15 protein-coding genes are annotated in these 15,439 nt (G+C 58.9%); 12 read left to right on the top strand and 3 right to left on the bottom strand.

Features of this window, described 5'->3' with window-relative positions; translation table 11 throughout:
* Positions 1–264 precede the first annotated feature (264 nt).
* Positions 265–783 (bottom strand): flavodoxin family protein, encoded by a 519-nt coding sequence (locus tag CCANI_RS11270; protein ID WP_146324419.1) that lies wholly within the window; start codon positions 781–783, stop codon positions 265–267.
* Positions 784–848: 65 nt separating this feature from the next.
* Here CCANI_RS11270 and CCANI_RS11265 point away from each other — a divergent pair, with 65 nt between their 5' ends.
* The gene (locus CCANI_RS11265; RefSeq protein WP_146324420.1) at positions 849–1,703 is read left to right on the top strand and encodes a hypothetical protein; all 855 of its coding nucleotides are present in this window, start codon (positions 849–851) and stop codon (positions 1,701–1,703) included.
* Between the two features lie 58 nt (positions 1,704–1,761).
* Positions 1,762–2,184 (top strand): pyridoxamine 5'-phosphate oxidase family protein, encoded by a 423-nt coding sequence (locus tag CCANI_RS11260; protein ID WP_146324421.1) that lies wholly within the window; start codon positions 1,762–1,764, stop codon positions 2,182–2,184.
* 16 nt (positions 2,185–2,200) lie between these two features.
* On the opposite strand, the gene nadE is transcribed toward CCANI_RS11260, so the two are convergent.
* On the bottom strand, positions 2,201–3,034 hold the full coding sequence (nadE, locus tag CCANI_RS11255; protein ID WP_146324422.1) for an NAD(+) synthase: 834 nt from the start codon (positions 3,032–3,034) through the stop codon (positions 2,201–2,203).
* A gap of 170 nt (positions 3,035–3,204) precedes the next feature.
* On the opposite strand from nadE, the gene ykgO reads away from it, so the two are divergent.
* From ykgO to nrdE, 5 genes are all read left to right on the top strand, one after another.
* Positions 3,205–3,327 (top strand): type B 50S ribosomal protein L36, encoded by a 123-nt coding sequence (gene ykgO / locus CCANI_RS11250; protein ID WP_005511141.1) that lies wholly within the window; start codon positions 3,205–3,207, stop codon positions 3,325–3,327.
* Between the two features lie 507 nt (positions 3,328–3,834).
* Positions 3,835–4,068 carry a glutaredoxin-like protein NrdH gene (gene nrdH, locus CCANI_RS11245; RefSeq protein WP_027013567.1) on the top strand — a complete coding sequence of 78 codons (234 nt, stop codon included), beginning with the start codon at positions 3,835–3,837 and terminating at the stop codon, positions 4,066–4,068.
* A gap of 51 nt (positions 4,069–4,119) precedes the next feature.
* Positions 4,120–4,569: a class Ib ribonucleoside-diphosphate reductase assembly flavoprotein NrdI gene (nrdI, locus tag CCANI_RS11240; RefSeq protein ID WP_146324423.1), complete on the top strand. Its 450-nt coding sequence runs from the start codon at positions 4,120–4,122 to the stop codon at positions 4,567–4,569.
* 99 nt (positions 4,570–4,668) lie between these two features.
* Positions 4,669–5,577 carry a carbohydrate kinase family protein gene (locus CCANI_RS11235; RefSeq protein ID WP_146324424.1) on the top strand — a complete coding sequence of 303 codons (909 nt, stop codon included), beginning with the start codon at positions 4,669–4,671 and terminating at the stop codon, positions 5,575–5,577.
* A gap of 80 nt (positions 5,578–5,657) precedes the next feature.
* Positions 5,658–7,814, top strand: a complete 2,157-nt coding sequence (gene nrdE, locus CCANI_RS11230) for a class 1b ribonucleoside-diphosphate reductase subunit alpha (protein ID WP_146324425.1) — start codon at positions 5,658–5,660, stop codon at positions 7,812–7,814.
* A gap of 601 nt (positions 7,815–8,415) precedes the next feature.
* On the opposite strand, the gene CCANI_RS11225 is transcribed toward nrdE, so the two are convergent.
* Positions 8,416–8,919, bottom strand: a complete 504-nt coding sequence (locus CCANI_RS11225) for a ferritin (protein ID WP_146324426.1) — start codon at positions 8,917–8,919, stop codon at positions 8,416–8,418.
* Between the two features lie 326 nt (positions 8,920–9,245).
* Here CCANI_RS11225 and nrdF point away from each other — a divergent pair, with 326 nt between their 5' ends.
* From nrdF to CCANI_RS11200, 5 genes are all read left to right on the top strand, one after another.
* The gene (gene nrdF / locus CCANI_RS11220) at positions 9,246–10,259 is read left to right on the top strand and encodes a class 1b ribonucleoside-diphosphate reductase subunit beta (RefSeq protein WP_146324427.1); all 1,014 of its coding nucleotides are present in this window, start codon (positions 9,246–9,248) and stop codon (positions 10,257–10,259) included.
* A gap of 440 nt (positions 10,260–10,699) precedes the next feature.
* Positions 10,700–12,394, top strand: a complete 1,695-nt coding sequence (ctaD, locus tag CCANI_RS11215; RefSeq protein WP_146324428.1) for an aa3-type cytochrome oxidase subunit I — start codon at positions 10,700–10,702, stop codon at positions 12,392–12,394.
* A 119-nt stretch (positions 12,395–12,513) separates the two neighbouring features.
* Positions 12,514–13,791, top strand: a complete 1,278-nt coding sequence (gene serB / locus CCANI_RS11210; RefSeq protein WP_425457332.1) for a phosphoserine phosphatase SerB — start codon at positions 12,514–12,516, stop codon at positions 13,789–13,791.
* Positions 13,754–14,467 (top strand): aminoacyl-tRNA hydrolase, encoded by a 714-nt coding sequence (locus CCANI_RS11205; RefSeq protein ID WP_146324430.1) that lies wholly within the window; start codon positions 13,754–13,756, stop codon positions 14,465–14,467. Before serB ends, CCANI_RS11205 begins: the two co-directional genes overlap by 38 nt.
* 58 nt (positions 14,468–14,525) lie before the next feature.
* Positions 14,526–15,398: a hypothetical protein gene (locus tag CCANI_RS11200; RefSeq protein ID WP_146324431.1), complete on the top strand. Its 873-nt coding sequence runs from the start codon at positions 14,526–14,528 to the stop codon at positions 15,396–15,398.
* Positions 15,399–15,439: the final 41 nt, after the last annotated feature.

Genomic DNA, 15,439 nt, shown 5'->3' with positions numbered 1-15,439 from the left:
AAACCCCAATGGTGATGTGGTGATTTGGGGGCCGAAATCAGTCGACGATTTTCCACGCTCAGGCAGATTCGACACGCCGGGATGCTTGGGACGGTGTTTCCGCAGGAGCGCAAAACTGCCGTGTCAGATGTGCATGAGGCAGATCTGGCAGGGTGGGTTGTGCGCAACCTATCGGTGTGGGAGCGGAGCTAGGGGTAGGAAGTATTAAGGCCCGCCGAACTCATTGGCTCGGCGGGCTGGCGCGGTTGAGGTTACCGCGGAAACTCATTGATTTTGGAGGTGCTTTTGGCGGGCATCGGCGGCGAGCAAACGGCCCCAGGTGCGGGCGGCGTCGAGTTCCCCGTCGGCGAGAGGGCCCTCGTTGCCGGAAACCAGGAAGGTTTTGAGGATGGGTTTCAGCGGGGGCTTGCGCTGGCCGAGGAGTTTTGCCATGCGTTTGGCGGCGGAGCCGCTGAGCCAGTTCTTGCCGGTGGAGGTATCGAATACCGCGATATAGAGGTGTTCGGGCAACTCCGCTTGGTCGAGCCAATCCGCCACGCCGCGTGAGGTGGGTGCGCCACCGGCAGCAACGGCTTTGTCGCGCGACGCGGCGCTGGGGAGTTTCCGGTCGTGGGTCGGAGCGCCGAGGATCAGAATGTCTAGGTCTTCGGGTAATTCGTCGGGCGCGTCGGCGATTGGGGTGACTAGGGTGGTTACGCCGCGGTCGCTGATTCCGGCGGCGATGGATTCGGCGACGGTTTTGGTGTTGCCGAAGTAGGATTCGTGGAGAATTAGAGCCTTCATGTTTGCCTAGCCCCTTTCGTGGTACTTGACCTCGATTCGTTTATCTCTCATGCTACTTTGGCCACATGAGTGATGCCCGGTTCCAAGATGGGGAATTAGAATTCTGCATGGTTGATGCAGTGATCGAGCTTGCATATGAGCGTGGGATTTCCCGAGGGGTGGACGGCATACCGTTCGAAGATGTGGTCAAGTGCGCGGGTGTGCCAATGACCAAGGCCAAAAGCCGGTGGAAGGGGCGCAGGCACCAATTGTATTGGGATGCGCTGGAACAATTGTCGCAACGCATTGATTTGCCGTACCCGGATGAGGAATCGCTGATCGGGGACGCGGTGGAGCTGATCCAGGAGCATGCCGGAGTATTGGGGGATCGGCAGATTCGTCGCGATCTGGCGGTGGAATTGATCCGGGCGAGCGTCATGGAGGATGTGCGCCTGCTGCACGCTTCGGAGGAGTGGTGCGCGTTCCGGATGCTTTTAAAGGCAAAGGACGCGATCGATGATGCCAAATTGCGCGCCTCGATTATCACCAAATTGACGCAGGTGTTCGAAGAGTCGATGAAGGAGCGGGGCCGGACCTACGCGGCGTTTGCGGACCTATTTGGCTTCCGCCTCGTGCGCCCCCTTTCGGGGCCGGATGGGTTCGAAACTTTGGCCCAATCGGTGTCTGTGTCGCTCTTGGGATTGCTGTCCATGGAGGAAGTGGGCCAGCAAGCGTTATTTGACACCTTCCCGCTGCGGGCGTTCGGTAGTTCGAATACGGCGGAGTGGTCGCGGGCGTCGATAATTGTTGCGACATCGATCTTCTCGCACATTGAGCAGCGCCCAACTGAAAAGTGGACCGATCAACGTATTGTGGACTTTATGAACAGCGTAAATAGGCTTAGCGGCGGCGTTTCCGAGTCTGTGGGGCACGCCCGTTAGTGCCCCCCGAGCGGGGGTTTCTGCCACGAACGTTCGACTTGGGTGGAACAATAGGTTTATGGCTGAGCAGAATGAAGTAGTGAAAGTCCTGAACGAAGATGAGTGCTATCAGCTCTTATCGTCGCAGGAATTGGGTCGCATTGTGGTGCGCCGCAAGGACGAAATGGACATTTTCCCGGTGAATTATGTCGTCGACCAGGGATGTGTGTACATACGTTCGGCGGAGGGGAACAAGGTGTTCACCGTTGCGCTTAATAGCGACGTCTTGTTCGAGGTCGATCATGTGGACGTGGAAACCGCCTGGTCTGTGGTGATCAAAGGCAATGCCAAATTGCTCACCCGCAGTGAGGAGATTTCCTACGCGGATAGCTTGCCGCTCAATCCTTGGCTTCCTACGCTCAAATACAATTACGTGAAGATCACTCCGAACGAAATTTCGGGACGTTCTTTTCTGCTGGGCGATGAACCAGAGCGGTACTAGCTTCCGTTAACCCAGCTCAGCGCCGCCACCAACTGTCGTGAGGGGTGACAGGAAGGTGGCGTTTGTGTTCGCCAACCAGCCACAAGTGTTCGAGACGTTCGGCGGTTTGCGTATCGACGTCCTGCCCCTCAATGTAGGCGTCAATCTGGGGGTAGGTTACACCCAGGGCTACCTCGTCGGGGAGGGCCGGACGGTCGTCCTCAAGATCGGCGGTGGGCACCTTATTCCAGGTGGAGGGCGGTGCGCCCAAATGTGCGAGAAGGGCGGCGCCTTGGCGCTTGGATAGCCCGGCGAGCGGCAGGATATCGGCGGCGCCATCGCCGAACTTGGTATAGAACCCAGTGATGTTTTCGGCCGCATGATCGGTGCCAATGACGGCGAGACCAAGCTCCCCGGCGACGGCGTATTGCATAATCATGCGCTGCCGCGCCTTGATATTGCCCCGATTGAAATCTGTGAGCGAACGCTGGCGGAGGGCTGCGGCGGTGGCGGCGGACGCGGCGTCGACAGCCTCCTTAATATTGATGGTGCCGGTGTAATCGGGGCGGATAAATTCGAGCGCGATCTGGGCATCCTTCTCGTCCGCCTGCACGCCGTAGGGCAGCCGCAACGCCCAAAACTCGGCGTGGAACCCGGCGGCGCGAACACGCTCCACGGCAAGCTGCGCGAGGCGGCCCGCAAGGGTGGAATCCTGGCCCCCGGAAATGCCGAGCACGTAGCCCTGCAAACCGGTGGTGCGCAGATAGTCGGCGAGGAAGGCCACGCGTTCCACCACCTCAGCGGCGGCGTCGATGGTCGGTTTTGTGTGCAGGCGTTCGAGTATTTCCTGGCGAATCGGGAGTTGAGGCATGTATTCCAGTGTAGGCGCTGGGTTTGGTGTTTTCTCACGGCATGGATTAATATGTTCCCTCGTGTCATAGCTGGATATTTTGTGGTATCCGCTCATGCGAATCGAACATGCAAAGCTGCGCGTGCGCGCGCGTGCGGCCTGCGAAACGCGAATGCAGAAAGGAGCGCCCGATGAAGGTCCGTAAGTCACTTCGGTCGCTGAAGAACAAGCCGGGCGCCCAGGTTGTGCGCCGCCGCGGCAAAGTTTACGTGATTAACAAGAAGGAGCCGCGCTTCAAGGCTCGCCAGGGCTAAGCTGGTTCCCGTTCACCACCCTTCGCACAAGCTTTCAATCTTTGTGCGGAGGGTGGTGTTTTTATGCCGATAATCAGGCATTCTTAAGGTGGTGTGGGGAGGGGGGAGCGAGGGCGGGCGGCGATTTGTGGAACGTGAGAAGATGTGCTGTGGCATTTCCTACACCGATGTAATTATGGCATGAGTCACATTTTTGCCTGGTTTTTCGGAGGCGAGCAGGGGCTTTCGTGTGCGCCGCCGCAACGCCCACCCGCCGCGTTTAGGTTGTGCACTACAAATTCTGAAAACTGAGGGCAACATGTTGTGTGGTATCGAATTACATGCTGGGGATTCCTCGGGCGGAGCCACTACATATTGTGGAGGTTGCGCTATTTTGCCACAAAGTATAGTGTTTCTTCATGTCGTCGGGAAGATTCCCGCCGAGGTTTGGGACCCGCCTCCAAGGGGCGAAGCGTCCGGTTTGTTTCTTAAGTTTTTAGTCCAGTTGCTGATGTAAAGGAAGAGATCATGGCTATCACCGTCTACAGTAAGCCTGCCTGTGTTCAATGCACCGCCACCAAGAAGGCTCTTGACCGTGCCGGCCTCGACTACACCCTCGTAGACATCAGCATGGACGATGACGCCCGCGACTACGTCCTCGCGCTGGGCTACCTGCAGGCACCGGTCGTCGAGGCGAACGGCGAGCATTGGTCCGGTTTCCGCCCAGAGCGCATCCGCGGGCTGGCAGCCCAGGTCGCCTAGAACGAAGGTGCCGCCTTGATGTGATCCGCATCGGGGCGGTTTTTGCTTGTTATGCTCATCGTGTATTTCTCATCCGCCACCGGAAACACCCATAAATTCGTGTCCAAGCTGGGGTTTCCCAGCGCGCGGATCCCGTTGCACAAGTCCGAACCGCCGCTCGAGGTCAATGAACCCTACGTGCTGGTATGCCCCACCTACGGCGGCGGCGTCTCCATCGCCGGCGGCGACCCCCGCCCCGTGCCGGTGCAGGTGATCCGCTTCCTCAACAACCCCCACAATCGGGGTTTGTTGCGGGCCGTGATCGCCGGCGGCAACGCCAACTTTGGCACCGACTTCGGCAAGGCCGGCGACCTGATCGCCGCCAAAACCGGGGTGCCGTACGTGTACCGATTCGAGCTGATGGGCACCGATGAAGACGTCCGGCTAGTCCGCCAAGGGCTGCTGGAAAACGCGGAGAAGCTCGGGCTCGTCGCGGCCGAGCAGGCGCCGCAGGATGCGTGAAATTGTGTGGCTACGCGGGGCGAATCCGGCCTAGACTTGGTGCCAGTTCGTCTTGCCAAATCTCACACATCTCACGGGGAGCTCTCGAAAGGAGCAACAATGATTACCATCTGCGGCGAGGGTCTGGTGGACCTAGTGCCCGTCGAAAAGGCGCCGATGGCGCCGCTGCAACCAGCGCTTGGCGGCGGCCCATTTAATGTGGCGATTACCGCATCGCGGTTGGGTGCGCGCACACGTTTCCTGTCGCGGGCGTCGATAGACGCCTTCGGGGAGGCACTGGTGGCGCGGCTGCAGGCGGAGGGCGTGGACACCACACACGTACAGCGCGGGCCGGAGCCAACAACCTTGGCGCTTACCTCGATCGGGGTTGACGGCAGCGCAAGCTACACCTTTTATACGGAGGGCACGGCCGACCGCTTGGTAGACCCGCCCGCCGACGTCACCACGGACATTGCCTGCTTTGGCACGTGTTCGCTGGCGCTGGAGCCGGGTGCAAGCCGGTACGCCGAGCTTTTGCATCGCCTCGCGGGAGAGGGCACACTGATTGCGCTCGACCCAAATATTCGCGAATTCTACGCAACCGATGCCCACCGCGCGTTTTTGCATTCGCTGCTGCCGGATGTGACGCTGCTCAAGCTCGCCGAAGAGGAAGTTGATTTCCTAGGTGAAACGGACGTGCCTGTGCGCGTGATCACCCGCGGCGCGGCTGGCTTAACCGTGGAAACCCGCACAGGTTTGCGTATCGACGTCCCGGCTCTCAGCGTTGACGTCCAAGACACCATCGGCGCGGGCGACACCATTATGGGCGCGTTGTTAGCCCAGATTGCGGCGCGCAGCGATGGTGATGTAAAGCCCGCCGAGGTTATCGAACGTTTGGGCGCCGAGGAGTGGCGGGACATCCTGGAGTATGCCGCCACCGCAGCCGCAATCACCTGTTCGCGGGTGGGTGCGCAGCCGCCGACGCACCAAGAGGTGGAGGCGTTCAGGCTTGCTCATCGAGGCCGCTAGCTTGGTTAGGGCCGAGTGATACGCTCGAGACTCGATAGAGTTTTCGGGCATTGTTGTTGAATTAAGGAAGGAAGAACACCGTGACTGAGTTGGGGAAAACTGTTGCAGAGCCGGTCAGCGCCGCCGAGCAGCTTGACTATCACGCGCTCAATGCAATGCTGAATCTGTTCGATGAAAATAGGCAGATCCAGTTTGACAAAGACCGCCAGGCTGCGAACCAGTATTTCCTCCAGCACGTGAATCAAAACACGGTGTTCTTCCACGATTTGGAAGAAAAGTTTGATTACCTGCTGGAGAACCACTACTACGATCCGGCGGTGGTGGAGCAGTACGACTTTGCCTTTATCAAAGAGCTATTTAAGCGCGCCTACGCGGTGAAATTCCGGTTCCCCACGTTTTTGGGCGCCTACAAGTATTACACCTCCTACACGCTCAAGACTTTCGACGGCCGCCGCTACCTCGAGCGCTACGAAGACCGCGTGTGCATGGTGGCGCTGACGCTCGCCGCCGGTGACGAACAAATGGCCGAACATCTGGTGGATGAGATCATGTCCGGCAGGTTTCAGCCCGCCACGCCGACCTTCCTGAACTGCGGCAAGGCGCAGCGCGGGGAGCCCGTGTCCTGCTTCCTGCTGCGCATCGAAGACAATATGGAATCCATCGGCCGCGCCATCAACTCTGCCTTGCAATTGTCCAAGCGCGGCGGCGGGGTGGCGTTGCTGCTGAGCAACCTGCGGGAATCCGGTGCGCCGATTAAGAAGATCGAAAACCAGTCTTCCGGGGTGATCCCCGTGATGAAGCTTTTGGAGGATTCCTTCTCCTACGCCAACCAGCTGGGCGCTCGGCAGGGCGCGGGCGCGGTCTACCTGCATGCGCACCACCCGGACATCATGAAATTCCTGGACACTAAGCGCGAAAACGCCGACGAGAAGATCCGCATTAAGACCCTTTCGCTGGGCGTGGTTATTCCCGATATTACGTTCGAACTTGCCAAGCGCAACGACGATATGTACCTGTTTTCGCCTTACGACGTCGAGCGCGTCTACGGCGCACCTTTCGCCGACGTCTCCATTTCGGAGCACTACGAAGAGATGGTCGAAGATCCGCGGATCCGCAAAACCAAGGTAAACGCGCGCAAGTTCTTTGAAACCCTCGCCGAGATTCAATTCGAATCCGGTTATCCCTATATTATGTTCGAGGATACGGTAAACCGCGCGAACCCCATCCAGGGGCGTATCACCCACTCGAACCTGTGCTCGGAAATCCTGCAGGTCTCTACCGCCTCCACCTATAACGCCGACCTTTCCTACGCGCACATCGGCGAGGATATCTCCTGCAACCTGGGTTCCATGAACATCGCCAAGGCGATCGAATCTCCCGATTTCGCCATGACGGTAGAAACCGCAATCCGTGGCCTGACCGCCGTTTCCGAGCAAACGTCGATTGACTCGGTGCCGTCGATACGCGTGGGCAATGAAGCTGCACACGCGATCGGCCTTGGGCAAATGAATCTGCACGGATTCCTGGGCAAAGAGCGAATTCACTACGGGTCCGAAGAAGCCCTCGACTTTACAAACGCCTACTTCGCGGCGGTGATGTACGAGGCGATACGCGCATCGTGCCTGATCGCGAAAGAACGCGGGAAACACTTTGAAGGCTTTGAAACATCCAAATACGCCGACGGATCCTTCTTCGACGGCTACGACCCCGCGGACTTCGCGCCGCGTACCGAGCGGGTGAAGGAGATCTTCGCTGGGTCCTCGATCAAGGTGCCCACCGTGGAAGATTGGGCGCAACTGAAGGCGGATGTGGCGGAGCATGGGCTGTTTAACCGCTACCTGCAGGCCGTGCCGCCCACTGGGTCGATCTCATACATTAATAATTCGACCTCGTCGATCCACCCGATCGCCGCGCCCATCGAAATCCGCAAGGAAGGCAAAATCGGGCGCGTGTACTACCCGGCGCCCTACATGACCAACGAAAACCGGGAATACTACCGGGACGCCTACGACATCGGGTACGAAAAACTCATAGACACCTACGCCGTGGCCACAAAATACGTTGACCAGGGACTTTCGCTAACCCTGTTTTTCAAAGACACCGCCACGACGCGCGACATCAACCGGGCGCAAATCTACGCATGGAAGAAAGGCATCAAAACCATCTACTACATCCGGTTGCGCCAAACCGCCCTGCAAGGCACCGAACAGCAAGATTGCGTGAGCTGCACTTTGTAAGTGTTTGGGTTTGCGGCGCGTTGACGCCTGCTGGGTTGCGCGGGCTGGTGCGGAAAGGCCTGTTTGGGAGGCGTGATAGATTGTGCGCAAAGCATTCTTGCCGTTTAAGGCCTTGAATTGGGCTTTGGGTACCTCAGGTACCCCTGCATTTTGACCCGCGACCTGATTCGGAGCCGGTGTGTTGTCCGCGACCTATTCTCGGAGACGAGTTGAACGTTGTCTACCGATATTTTTTACATCAAAATCCCGAAATCGGTGTAAAAAATATCGCGGCGGCGGCCCTGGGCGGCCCCGGATGATGAAAATTACACCGAATCGGCGATTTGTGTGTAAAAAATTTCATGTGAAGTGCGCTACCTAAATTTGGCTCGGTAATTTCGGGTGTCATGCCGCACTGGGAAGGGCGTTAGCGGCCCCCTAGGGGACGATCGTGGGAAAACGTCCCTTCCCGACCTCGCCCACCGGGTGGCCGAACCCCCAGGCCGCCCGGCCTCGCCTCGAATCCTCGCCGCAACACCACACCCCGCGCTCCCGAAGAAACTTGATGCACGGCAATAGAAAAAGCCCCGCGCCAATGGCGGGGCTTTTCGTGGATCAACGTTTAGTCGGAGTCGCGGGAGCTCAACTCGGCGTCGATACGCAGCAGGCCGGAGCCGTCCTGGCCGTGGCTGACCAAACGCAGGCGGTCGAGGATCTCCTTGACGGTAGCCTCTTCTTCGATCTGCTCGGAAAGGAAGGTGTCAAGCAGCGGGCGGGAATCAAAGTCGCCCTCTTCTTGGGCGAGCGCCGCCAGCGCGCGAATCTTGCCGGAAATCTTGCGCTCGTGAGCCAAGGAAGCTTCGAACGCATCTTCGGCGGTTTTGACGGACAGGGCCGGGGCTTCGATCGTCCCGATAGCCGGAACAAAGTCGCGGTCCAACAGGTGGTCTGCGAACATTTGTGCGTGGGTGAGCTCTTCTTCAGCTTGAGCCTTCATCCAGCTGCTCATGCCTACCAGACCAAGGTCGTTGAGCACGTAGGAGAGCTGGGTATATACCAAGGATGCCTCGAGTTCGGCGGTAACTTGAGCGTTCAGAGCTTCTGCGAGTTTTGCTGGAATAGTCATGCTGGTCATCGTACCTGCCCGCAACTGGTAATTCACCTAAAGAACGCCCGTGAAGTGCAGTTTTAGGGTTGCATTGCTTTCGTAAGTGTGTCCTTGGTTGCAATGTTGCGTCAAATTGAGGCTTGTCTAAAGGGTGTGGTCATTTAGGGTGAAAACTGTCAAATATAAGTGCGGTTAAGTTGCGCACACCACACCCCCAACCCCATAAAAGTGTGACGCATTTAACATGCGAATTTTGTGCAAACAGGGCGTTATGTGCGCAATGGCAGGCGATCCGATCCCAGTGCTAGTCTCGAGGGTCAAGTCAACCTTGGAGGATGCAACGCATGGCAAAGTACTGCCCACCGAGCTCGCCGGCGCATCGTGAGCGCCACCCCGAAGCCCGCGAATGCCCAATCGCCGCCATCAACTGGAACACCATTCCGGATGAAAAAGATCTAGAGGTATGGGACCGTCTTACGGGCAATTTCTGGTTGCCGGAGAAGGTCCCGCTCAGCAACGATATTAAAAGCTGGGAGACCCTCAACGATGTTGAGCAGCGCGCAACCATGCGTGTGTTTACGGGTTTGACCATGTTGGACACCATCCAGGGCACGGTCGGCGCGGTGTCGCTGATCCCTGATGCGTTGACGCCGCACGAGGAGGCTGTCCTTACCAATATCGCGTTTATGGAGTCCGTTCACGCGAAGAGTTATTCCTCTATATTCATGACCCTCGCGTCCACCCCCGAAATCAACGATGCCTTCCGCTGGTCGGAGGAGAACTTCAACCTGCAGAAAAAGGCGGAGATTATCCTTTCGTACTACGAGGGCGATAACGGCTTGAAGCGCAAGGTTGCTTCCACGTTGTTGGAGTCGTTCCTTTTCTATTCCGGTTTCTATTTGCCCATGTATTGGTCGAGCCACGCGAAGCTCACCAATACGGCGGACATTATTCGGCTGATTATCCGCGACGAGGCGGTGCACGGGTATTACATCGGCTACAAGTATCAGAAGGGCCTGGAGCTTGTCAGCGAGTCCGAGCGTGAGGAGATGAAGGAGTACACGTTCGATCTTTTGTACGACCTCTACGAGAACGAATCCCAGTACACGGAAGACCTTTATGATGACCTCGGCTGGACGGAGGACGTGAAGCGTTTCCTTCGTTATAACGCGAATAAAGCGTTGAACAATCTCGGTTATGAGGGCTTGTTCCCGGCCGATGAGTGCAAGGTTTCGCCGGCGATTTTGTCCGCTCTGTCGCCGAATTCGGGCGAGAACCATGACTTCTTCTCCGGCTCCGGCTCTTCGTACGTGATTGGCAAAACTGAGGCAACGCAGGACGAGGACTGGGACTTCTAGCCCCCTCCGGCAGACGCTTTTCGACGCCGCGGCCTGCCCGCCGCCCCCAGTGCAACGGCCCCCGCCACATTGGTGGGGGTTTTCCGCATTCTTTGTCGCTTTGCGCTTTGAGTCGGCCGGGATAACTTCCGACTCATCCTAAAGTATCAACCCGAGATGGGGGGATCGGGAAGATAAGACTTCCTTGAAAACAGCCCCGGAAAGGAGGGGTGAAAAGTGTTTCCGATCACACATTTTTAGTGAACTCTTAGCTCAGAGGTGTGAATAGCGCATATTTCCCGGAAAACCGCTACCGGAATTCACAGTGAAGCCGTTACACTCAACCCCTGTGACTGGCCTTTTGGGCTGGAAAAACGCCGTACGCTTCCATTACGATCAAGGCAGCGTAACACTTTGGTGGCCTTGTGAGGGCAAGGCCATTGCGTAGTCAGGAGGAACGTATGACCGCTGTAGAGCCTAGGGTCGGCCATGAGGTCGCACCTGAAAGGCCTGCGCCTTCGGGCAACTCCCGGAAGGGGAGTCTTGCCTGGAAGATGCTCACCACCACGGACCATAAGACGCTGGGCATTATGTACATCATTATGTCCTTTATGTTCTTCTTCCTTGGTGGCTTTATGGCACTGTTGATTCGTGCCGAGCTCTTCACTCCCGGGTTGCAGATCTTTTCGAACGAACAATTCAATCAGCTCTTTACCATGCACGGCACGGTGATGCTGCTGCTGTACGGCACCCCGGTCGTGTGGGGCTTTGCTAACTACGTCATGCCGCTCCAAATCGGCGCGCCTGACGTTGCTTTCCCGCGTTTGAATGCACTTGGTTTCTGGTTGACCACTGTCGGCGGCATCCTGATGCTGTCTGGGTTTATGACCCCCGGCGGCGCAGCCGACTTCGGCTGGACCATGTACTCCCCGTTGTCGGATTCCATCCACTCCCCGGGTGTCGGTTCTGACCTGTGGATCCTCGGCGTCGGCGTCGGTGGTATCGGTACCATCGCTTCCGCGATCAATATGACCACCACGATCTTGTGCCTGCGTGCCCCCGGCATGACCATGTTCCGCCTGCCTATCTTTACGTGGAACATTTTTGTCACCTCGCTGCTGGCGCTGCTGATTTTCCCCATGCTCACCGCGGCCGCGCTCGGCGTGCTGTATGACCGCAAGCTGGGCGGCCACATTTACGATCCGGCCAACGGCGGCGCCATCCTGTGGCAGCATCTGTTCTGGTTCTTCGGACACCCCGAGGTGTACGTCCTCGCCTTGCCGTTCTTCGGCATCGTGTCCGAGGTTATCCCGGTCTTCTCCCGCAAGCCGATGTTCGGCTACGCCGGCCTGGTGTTTGCCACCTTGTCCATCGCGGCCCTGTCCATGGCTGTGTGGGCGCACCACATGTTCGTCACCGGTGCGATTCTGTTGCCGTTCTTCTCGTTCATGACCTTCCTGATCTCGGTCCCCACCGGCGTGAAGTTCTTCAACTGGGTGGGCACGATGTGGCGCGGCCATATCACCTGGGAAACCCCGATGATCTTCGCCTTCGGCTTCCTGATCTCCTTCCTGTTCGGTGGTCTGACCGGCATTATGCTGGCCTCCCCGCCGCTGGACTTCCACGTGTCTGACACCTACTTCGTGGTGGCGCACTTCCACTACACCCTGTTCGGCACGATCGTGTTCGCCTCCTACTCTGGCGTGTACTTCTGGTTCCCGAAGATGACCGGCCGCATGCTCGACGAGCGCCTTGGCAAGATCCACTTCTGGATGACCTTTATCGGCTTCCACGGCACCTTCCTTGTGCAGCACTGGCTGGGCAATATGGGTATGCCGCGCCGTTACGCGGACTACCTTGATACCGATGGTTTCACCCTGCTTAACCAGGTTTCCACCGTTGCGTCCTTCTTCCTCGGCCTGTCCGTGATCCCGTTCATCTGGAACGTGTTCAAGTCTTGGCGCTACGGCGAGGTCGTTACCGTGGACGATCCGTGGGGCTACGGCAACTCCTTGGAGTGGGCTACCTCGTGCCCGCCGCCGCGCCACAACTTCGTGTCGCTGCCTCGCATCCGGTCCGAGCGTCCCGCGTTCGAGTTGCACTACCCGCACATGGTTGAGCGCATGCGCGCCGAGGCTCACGTCGGTAGGCATTAATCTGACACCGAATTAGTTTCTTCGGCTACGCGCTCTTACACCCCAGTGGTTTTTCTCCGCTGGGGTGTACGCATGTGTGCGCTTCGTGTTTGGGGCCAGTACGTGCGACAATGAGCATCGTGTCTGACTTTGATAAATCCGCCCCGCATGACATTACCGTCAATTTGAGCGAGGGCTTTTTGCCAGCCGTGATCACCGTCGCAGGCGCCGACCGTCCAGGCGTCTCGGCGGCGTTTTTCCGTGTGCTGAGTTCCTATAATGTGCAATTGCTGGACGTCGAGCAGTCCCAGTTCCGCGGCCGTCTCAGCCTCGCGGCGTTGGTGGGCATTCGGCCGCAGCACGCCGATGTCCTGCGCCAGGGTTTGGAGGATACGCTGAAGGCCCACGGGCAGCGCGTCACGCTCGAGATTGTGCCGCACCTGCGTTCTACTCGCCCCTTATCGACGCACGCGGTGGTCGTCCTCGGCAACCCCGTTACGGCTTCCGACGTCTCCCGCATCGGCCAGACCCTGGCGGATTATGGGGCGAACATTGATACGATTCGGGGGATCGCGGACTACCCGGTGACCGGCCTCGAACTCAAGGTCACGGTGGCGGATCCGAAGCCGGGCGGCGGCGTGAGCCTGCGCAAGGCGCTGGCGTTGTTGACCCAGGAGATCGGCGTGGATATCGCCATCGAGCGTGCCGGTTTGGTGCGCCGCTCCAAGCGCCTGATCTGCTTCGATTGCGATTCCACCCTGATCACCGGCGAGGTGATCGAGATGCTGGCCGCCCACGCCGGCAAGGAGGCCGAGGTAGCACAGGTGACCGAACGCGCCATGCGTGGGGAACTGGATTTCGAGGAATCCTTGCGGGAGCGCGTGGCCACCCTCGCGGGCCTCGACGCCTCCGTGATCGCCGAGGTGGCGGAGCAAATCCGACTCACCCCGGGTGCCCGAACCACCATTCGGACATTAAAACGCATGGGCTACAAGACGGCCGTGGTGTCCGGCGGCTTTATCCAAGTTCTGGAGGGCCTTTCGGAGGAGCTGGAGCTGGACTATACCCGCGCCAATACCCTGGAAATCGTGGACGGAAAGCTCACCGGCCGCGTCATTGGCAAGGTCGTGGACCGCGCCGCCAAGGCGGAGTTCCTGCGGGAGTTCGCCGCGGATTCCGGCCTGCAGATGCATCAAACCGTCGCTGTCGGGGATGGCGCCAATGACATCGATATGCTCTCCGCCGCGGGCCTGGGCATCGCGTTTAACGCCAAGCCCGCATTGCGCGAGGTTGCCGACGCGTCCGTGAACTACCCCTTCCTCGACGAGGTGCTTTATATCCTGGGCATCTCCCGGGACGAGATCGATGAGGCCGACCTCGATGACGGATCCTTCCGCCGCGTCCCCCTGGCTCAGTAGGCAGGCCTACGAGCGCCTGCGCACCTGCCTCGCCGTCAGCCCGGACCGCGAAGATCCGAGCGATCCTTCGACAGTATGGTCAATGCCGATCGTGTTGAATATCCCGCGGCAGGATCCGCCCCCGCGCCACGAATTGCTTGCCGATGCCGCCCGCGCCGTCGTCGCCTGTTGCCTGTCCCCGGATCCTGCTTTCGCTGATGCTTTGACCAGCTGGTATGGCGCGCGAATCCGAAAGGTCGCGCGGCGGGCTCGCAATGTTCAATGGAAACGCGTGCAAGATGTGCCCGGTGTCACGGTGGGCAATGCGCGGGCTTGCGTGCCCAGCGCGGTCGTCGATACGCATCCGGAGGTGCGCAAATTGCAGATCAGCGGCACGGACCTGCCCCCGTCACCTGCGCCGCCCGCCGCTCGTCCTGAGGTGCTTATCGACGCCGCGTTCGGTATGACCGTCGGTAAGGCTGCGGCTCAGGCGGGGCACGCATCCATGCTGCTAGCGGCGCAATTATCGTATGAGGAAGTGGCTGCCTGGGCCCAAGATGGGTATCGCTTACAGGTTCGAGAGGTGGGGCGCGCGGAAATCGCCGAAGCGCGGGCGCTCCCCGGGGCCGTGTGTGTGCGCGACGCCGGTTTTACGGAGGTGGCCCCGGGATCTGTGACGGCCATCGCTTTACACTAAAAATTTCGTAGGAGAATGAGTAGGCTGGACGGGTGGCAATCTTCGAAAGGACCCGAGTATGAACGATTTGCGGATCGAGCAGGCCCACTGGGCGCCGGCGGATATTGGTAAAACATGGGACGCTACCTGGAAAAAGTTTTCGAGCAGTCCGGTCCCTTGGATCGTAAGTTCGTTGATTTACACGTGCATTTTCGTCGCGCTGGCGGTGGTGTACTTCATCGGCGTGGTCTTCTTGGCAAACACTTCTCCGGAAAGCGGCTCGCTCTATGATCCCGCCGCGCCGCCCGCCACGGAGGCGGCCCCCGGCATCGGATTCTTCGTGTTTATCGCGCTGATTATGATCGCGTTTTTCGTCGTTGGGATCCTGTGGATGGCAAACGTGTACCGCTGCGCCACGCACGCCGTGCTAGGCGGGGAACTCACGATCGGCTCTTTCTTTAAGTTCGAACGCGTTGGCGGCTTCTTCGTCATCGGGCTGTTGGTCGGCCTAGCCACGTTTATCGGCATGCTCTTGTGCATCATTCCGGGTTACATCGTCGCCATATTCTTGGGTTTTGCGCAGGTCGCGTTCTTTAATATCCAGCAGCCGAGCGTTGGCAACGTGTTTAAAGCCTCCATCGAAATGGTCAAGCGCAACCCGTTGGCCTCCATCTTGGTGCTGTTGTTCTGCCAGGTGATTGCCGCCGTGGGGCAATTGGTGGTGTTCGGCGCGGTGATTACCGTCCCGCTGGCCGCGCTCTTTACCACCTATGCGTTCCGTGGTTCCGTGCTCGGTGACCCGGTTGGCTTCGGTGCTGGTGGCCCCGCTGGCCCCGCTGGTTTTGGCGGCCCCGCTGGGCCTGCTGGTCCCGCTGGTTTTGGTGGGCAACAACCGCCGTACCCGCCGCAGCAGCAGGAGCCTCCCTACCCGCCGTTGCCGCCGCAGCAATAGGCTGGGGGAAACGGATTTCGTCTCATGCGTCCGAGGTTAAC

Source organism: Corynebacterium canis (genome assembly GCF_030408595.1).
GTDB classification, from domain to species: Bacteria; Actinomycetota; Actinomycetes; order Mycobacteriales; family Mycobacteriaceae; genus Corynebacterium; species Corynebacterium canis.
Note: the sequence above shows the minus strand (reverse complement) of the source record. Positions and strands in the feature narration are given on the sequence as shown.

What these genes read in the sequence shown, in the direction of transcription:
- CCANI_RS11205 (WP_146324430.1), top strand. Translation starts at nt 13,754, where the DNA reads ATGACGGATCCTTCCGCCGCGTCCCCCTGGCTCAGTAGGCAGGCCTAC.
- ykgO (WP_005511141.1), top strand. Translation starts at nt 3,205, where the DNA reads ATGAAGGTCCGTAAGTCACTTCGGTCGCTGAAGAACAAGCCGGGCGCC.
- CCANI_RS11225 (WP_146324426.1), bottom strand. Translation starts at nt 8,919, where the DNA reads ATGACTATTCCAGCAAAACTCGCAGAAGCTCTGAACGCTCAAGTTACC.
- nrdF (WP_146324427.1), top strand. Translation starts at nt 9,246, where the DNA reads ATGGCAAAGTACTGCCCACCGAGCTCGCCGGCGCATCGTGAGCGCCAC.
- CCANI_RS11200 (WP_146324431.1), top strand. Translation starts at nt 14,526, where the DNA reads ATGAACGATTTGCGGATCGAGCAGGCCCACTGGGCGCCGGCGGATATT.
- CCANI_RS11235 (WP_146324424.1), top strand. Translation starts at nt 4,669, where the DNA reads ATGATTACCATCTGCGGCGAGGGTCTGGTGGACCTAGTGCCCGTCGAA.
- CCANI_RS11265 (WP_146324420.1), top strand. Translation starts at nt 849, where the DNA reads ATGAGTGATGCCCGGTTCCAAGATGGGGAATTAGAATTCTGCATGGTT.
- CCANI_RS11260 (WP_146324421.1), top strand. Translation starts at nt 1,762, where the DNA reads ATGGCTGAGCAGAATGAAGTAGTGAAAGTCCTGAACGAAGATGAGTGC.
- nrdI (WP_146324423.1), top strand. Translation starts at nt 4,120, where the DNA reads ATGCTCATCGTGTATTTCTCATCCGCCACCGGAAACACCCATAAATTC.
- ctaD (WP_146324428.1), top strand. Translation starts at nt 10,700, where the DNA reads ATGACCGCTGTAGAGCCTAGGGTCGGCCATGAGGTCGCACCTGAAAGG.
- CCANI_RS11270 (WP_146324419.1), bottom strand. Translation starts at nt 783, where the DNA reads ATGAAGGCTCTAATTCTCCACGAATCCTACTTCGGCAACACCAAAACC.
- nadE (WP_146324422.1), bottom strand. Translation starts at nt 3,034, where the DNA reads ATGCCTCAACTCCCGATTCGCCAGGAAATACTCGAACGCCTGCACACA.
- nrdH (WP_027013567.1), top strand. Translation starts at nt 3,835, where the DNA reads ATGGCTATCACCGTCTACAGTAAGCCTGCCTGTGTTCAATGCACCGCC.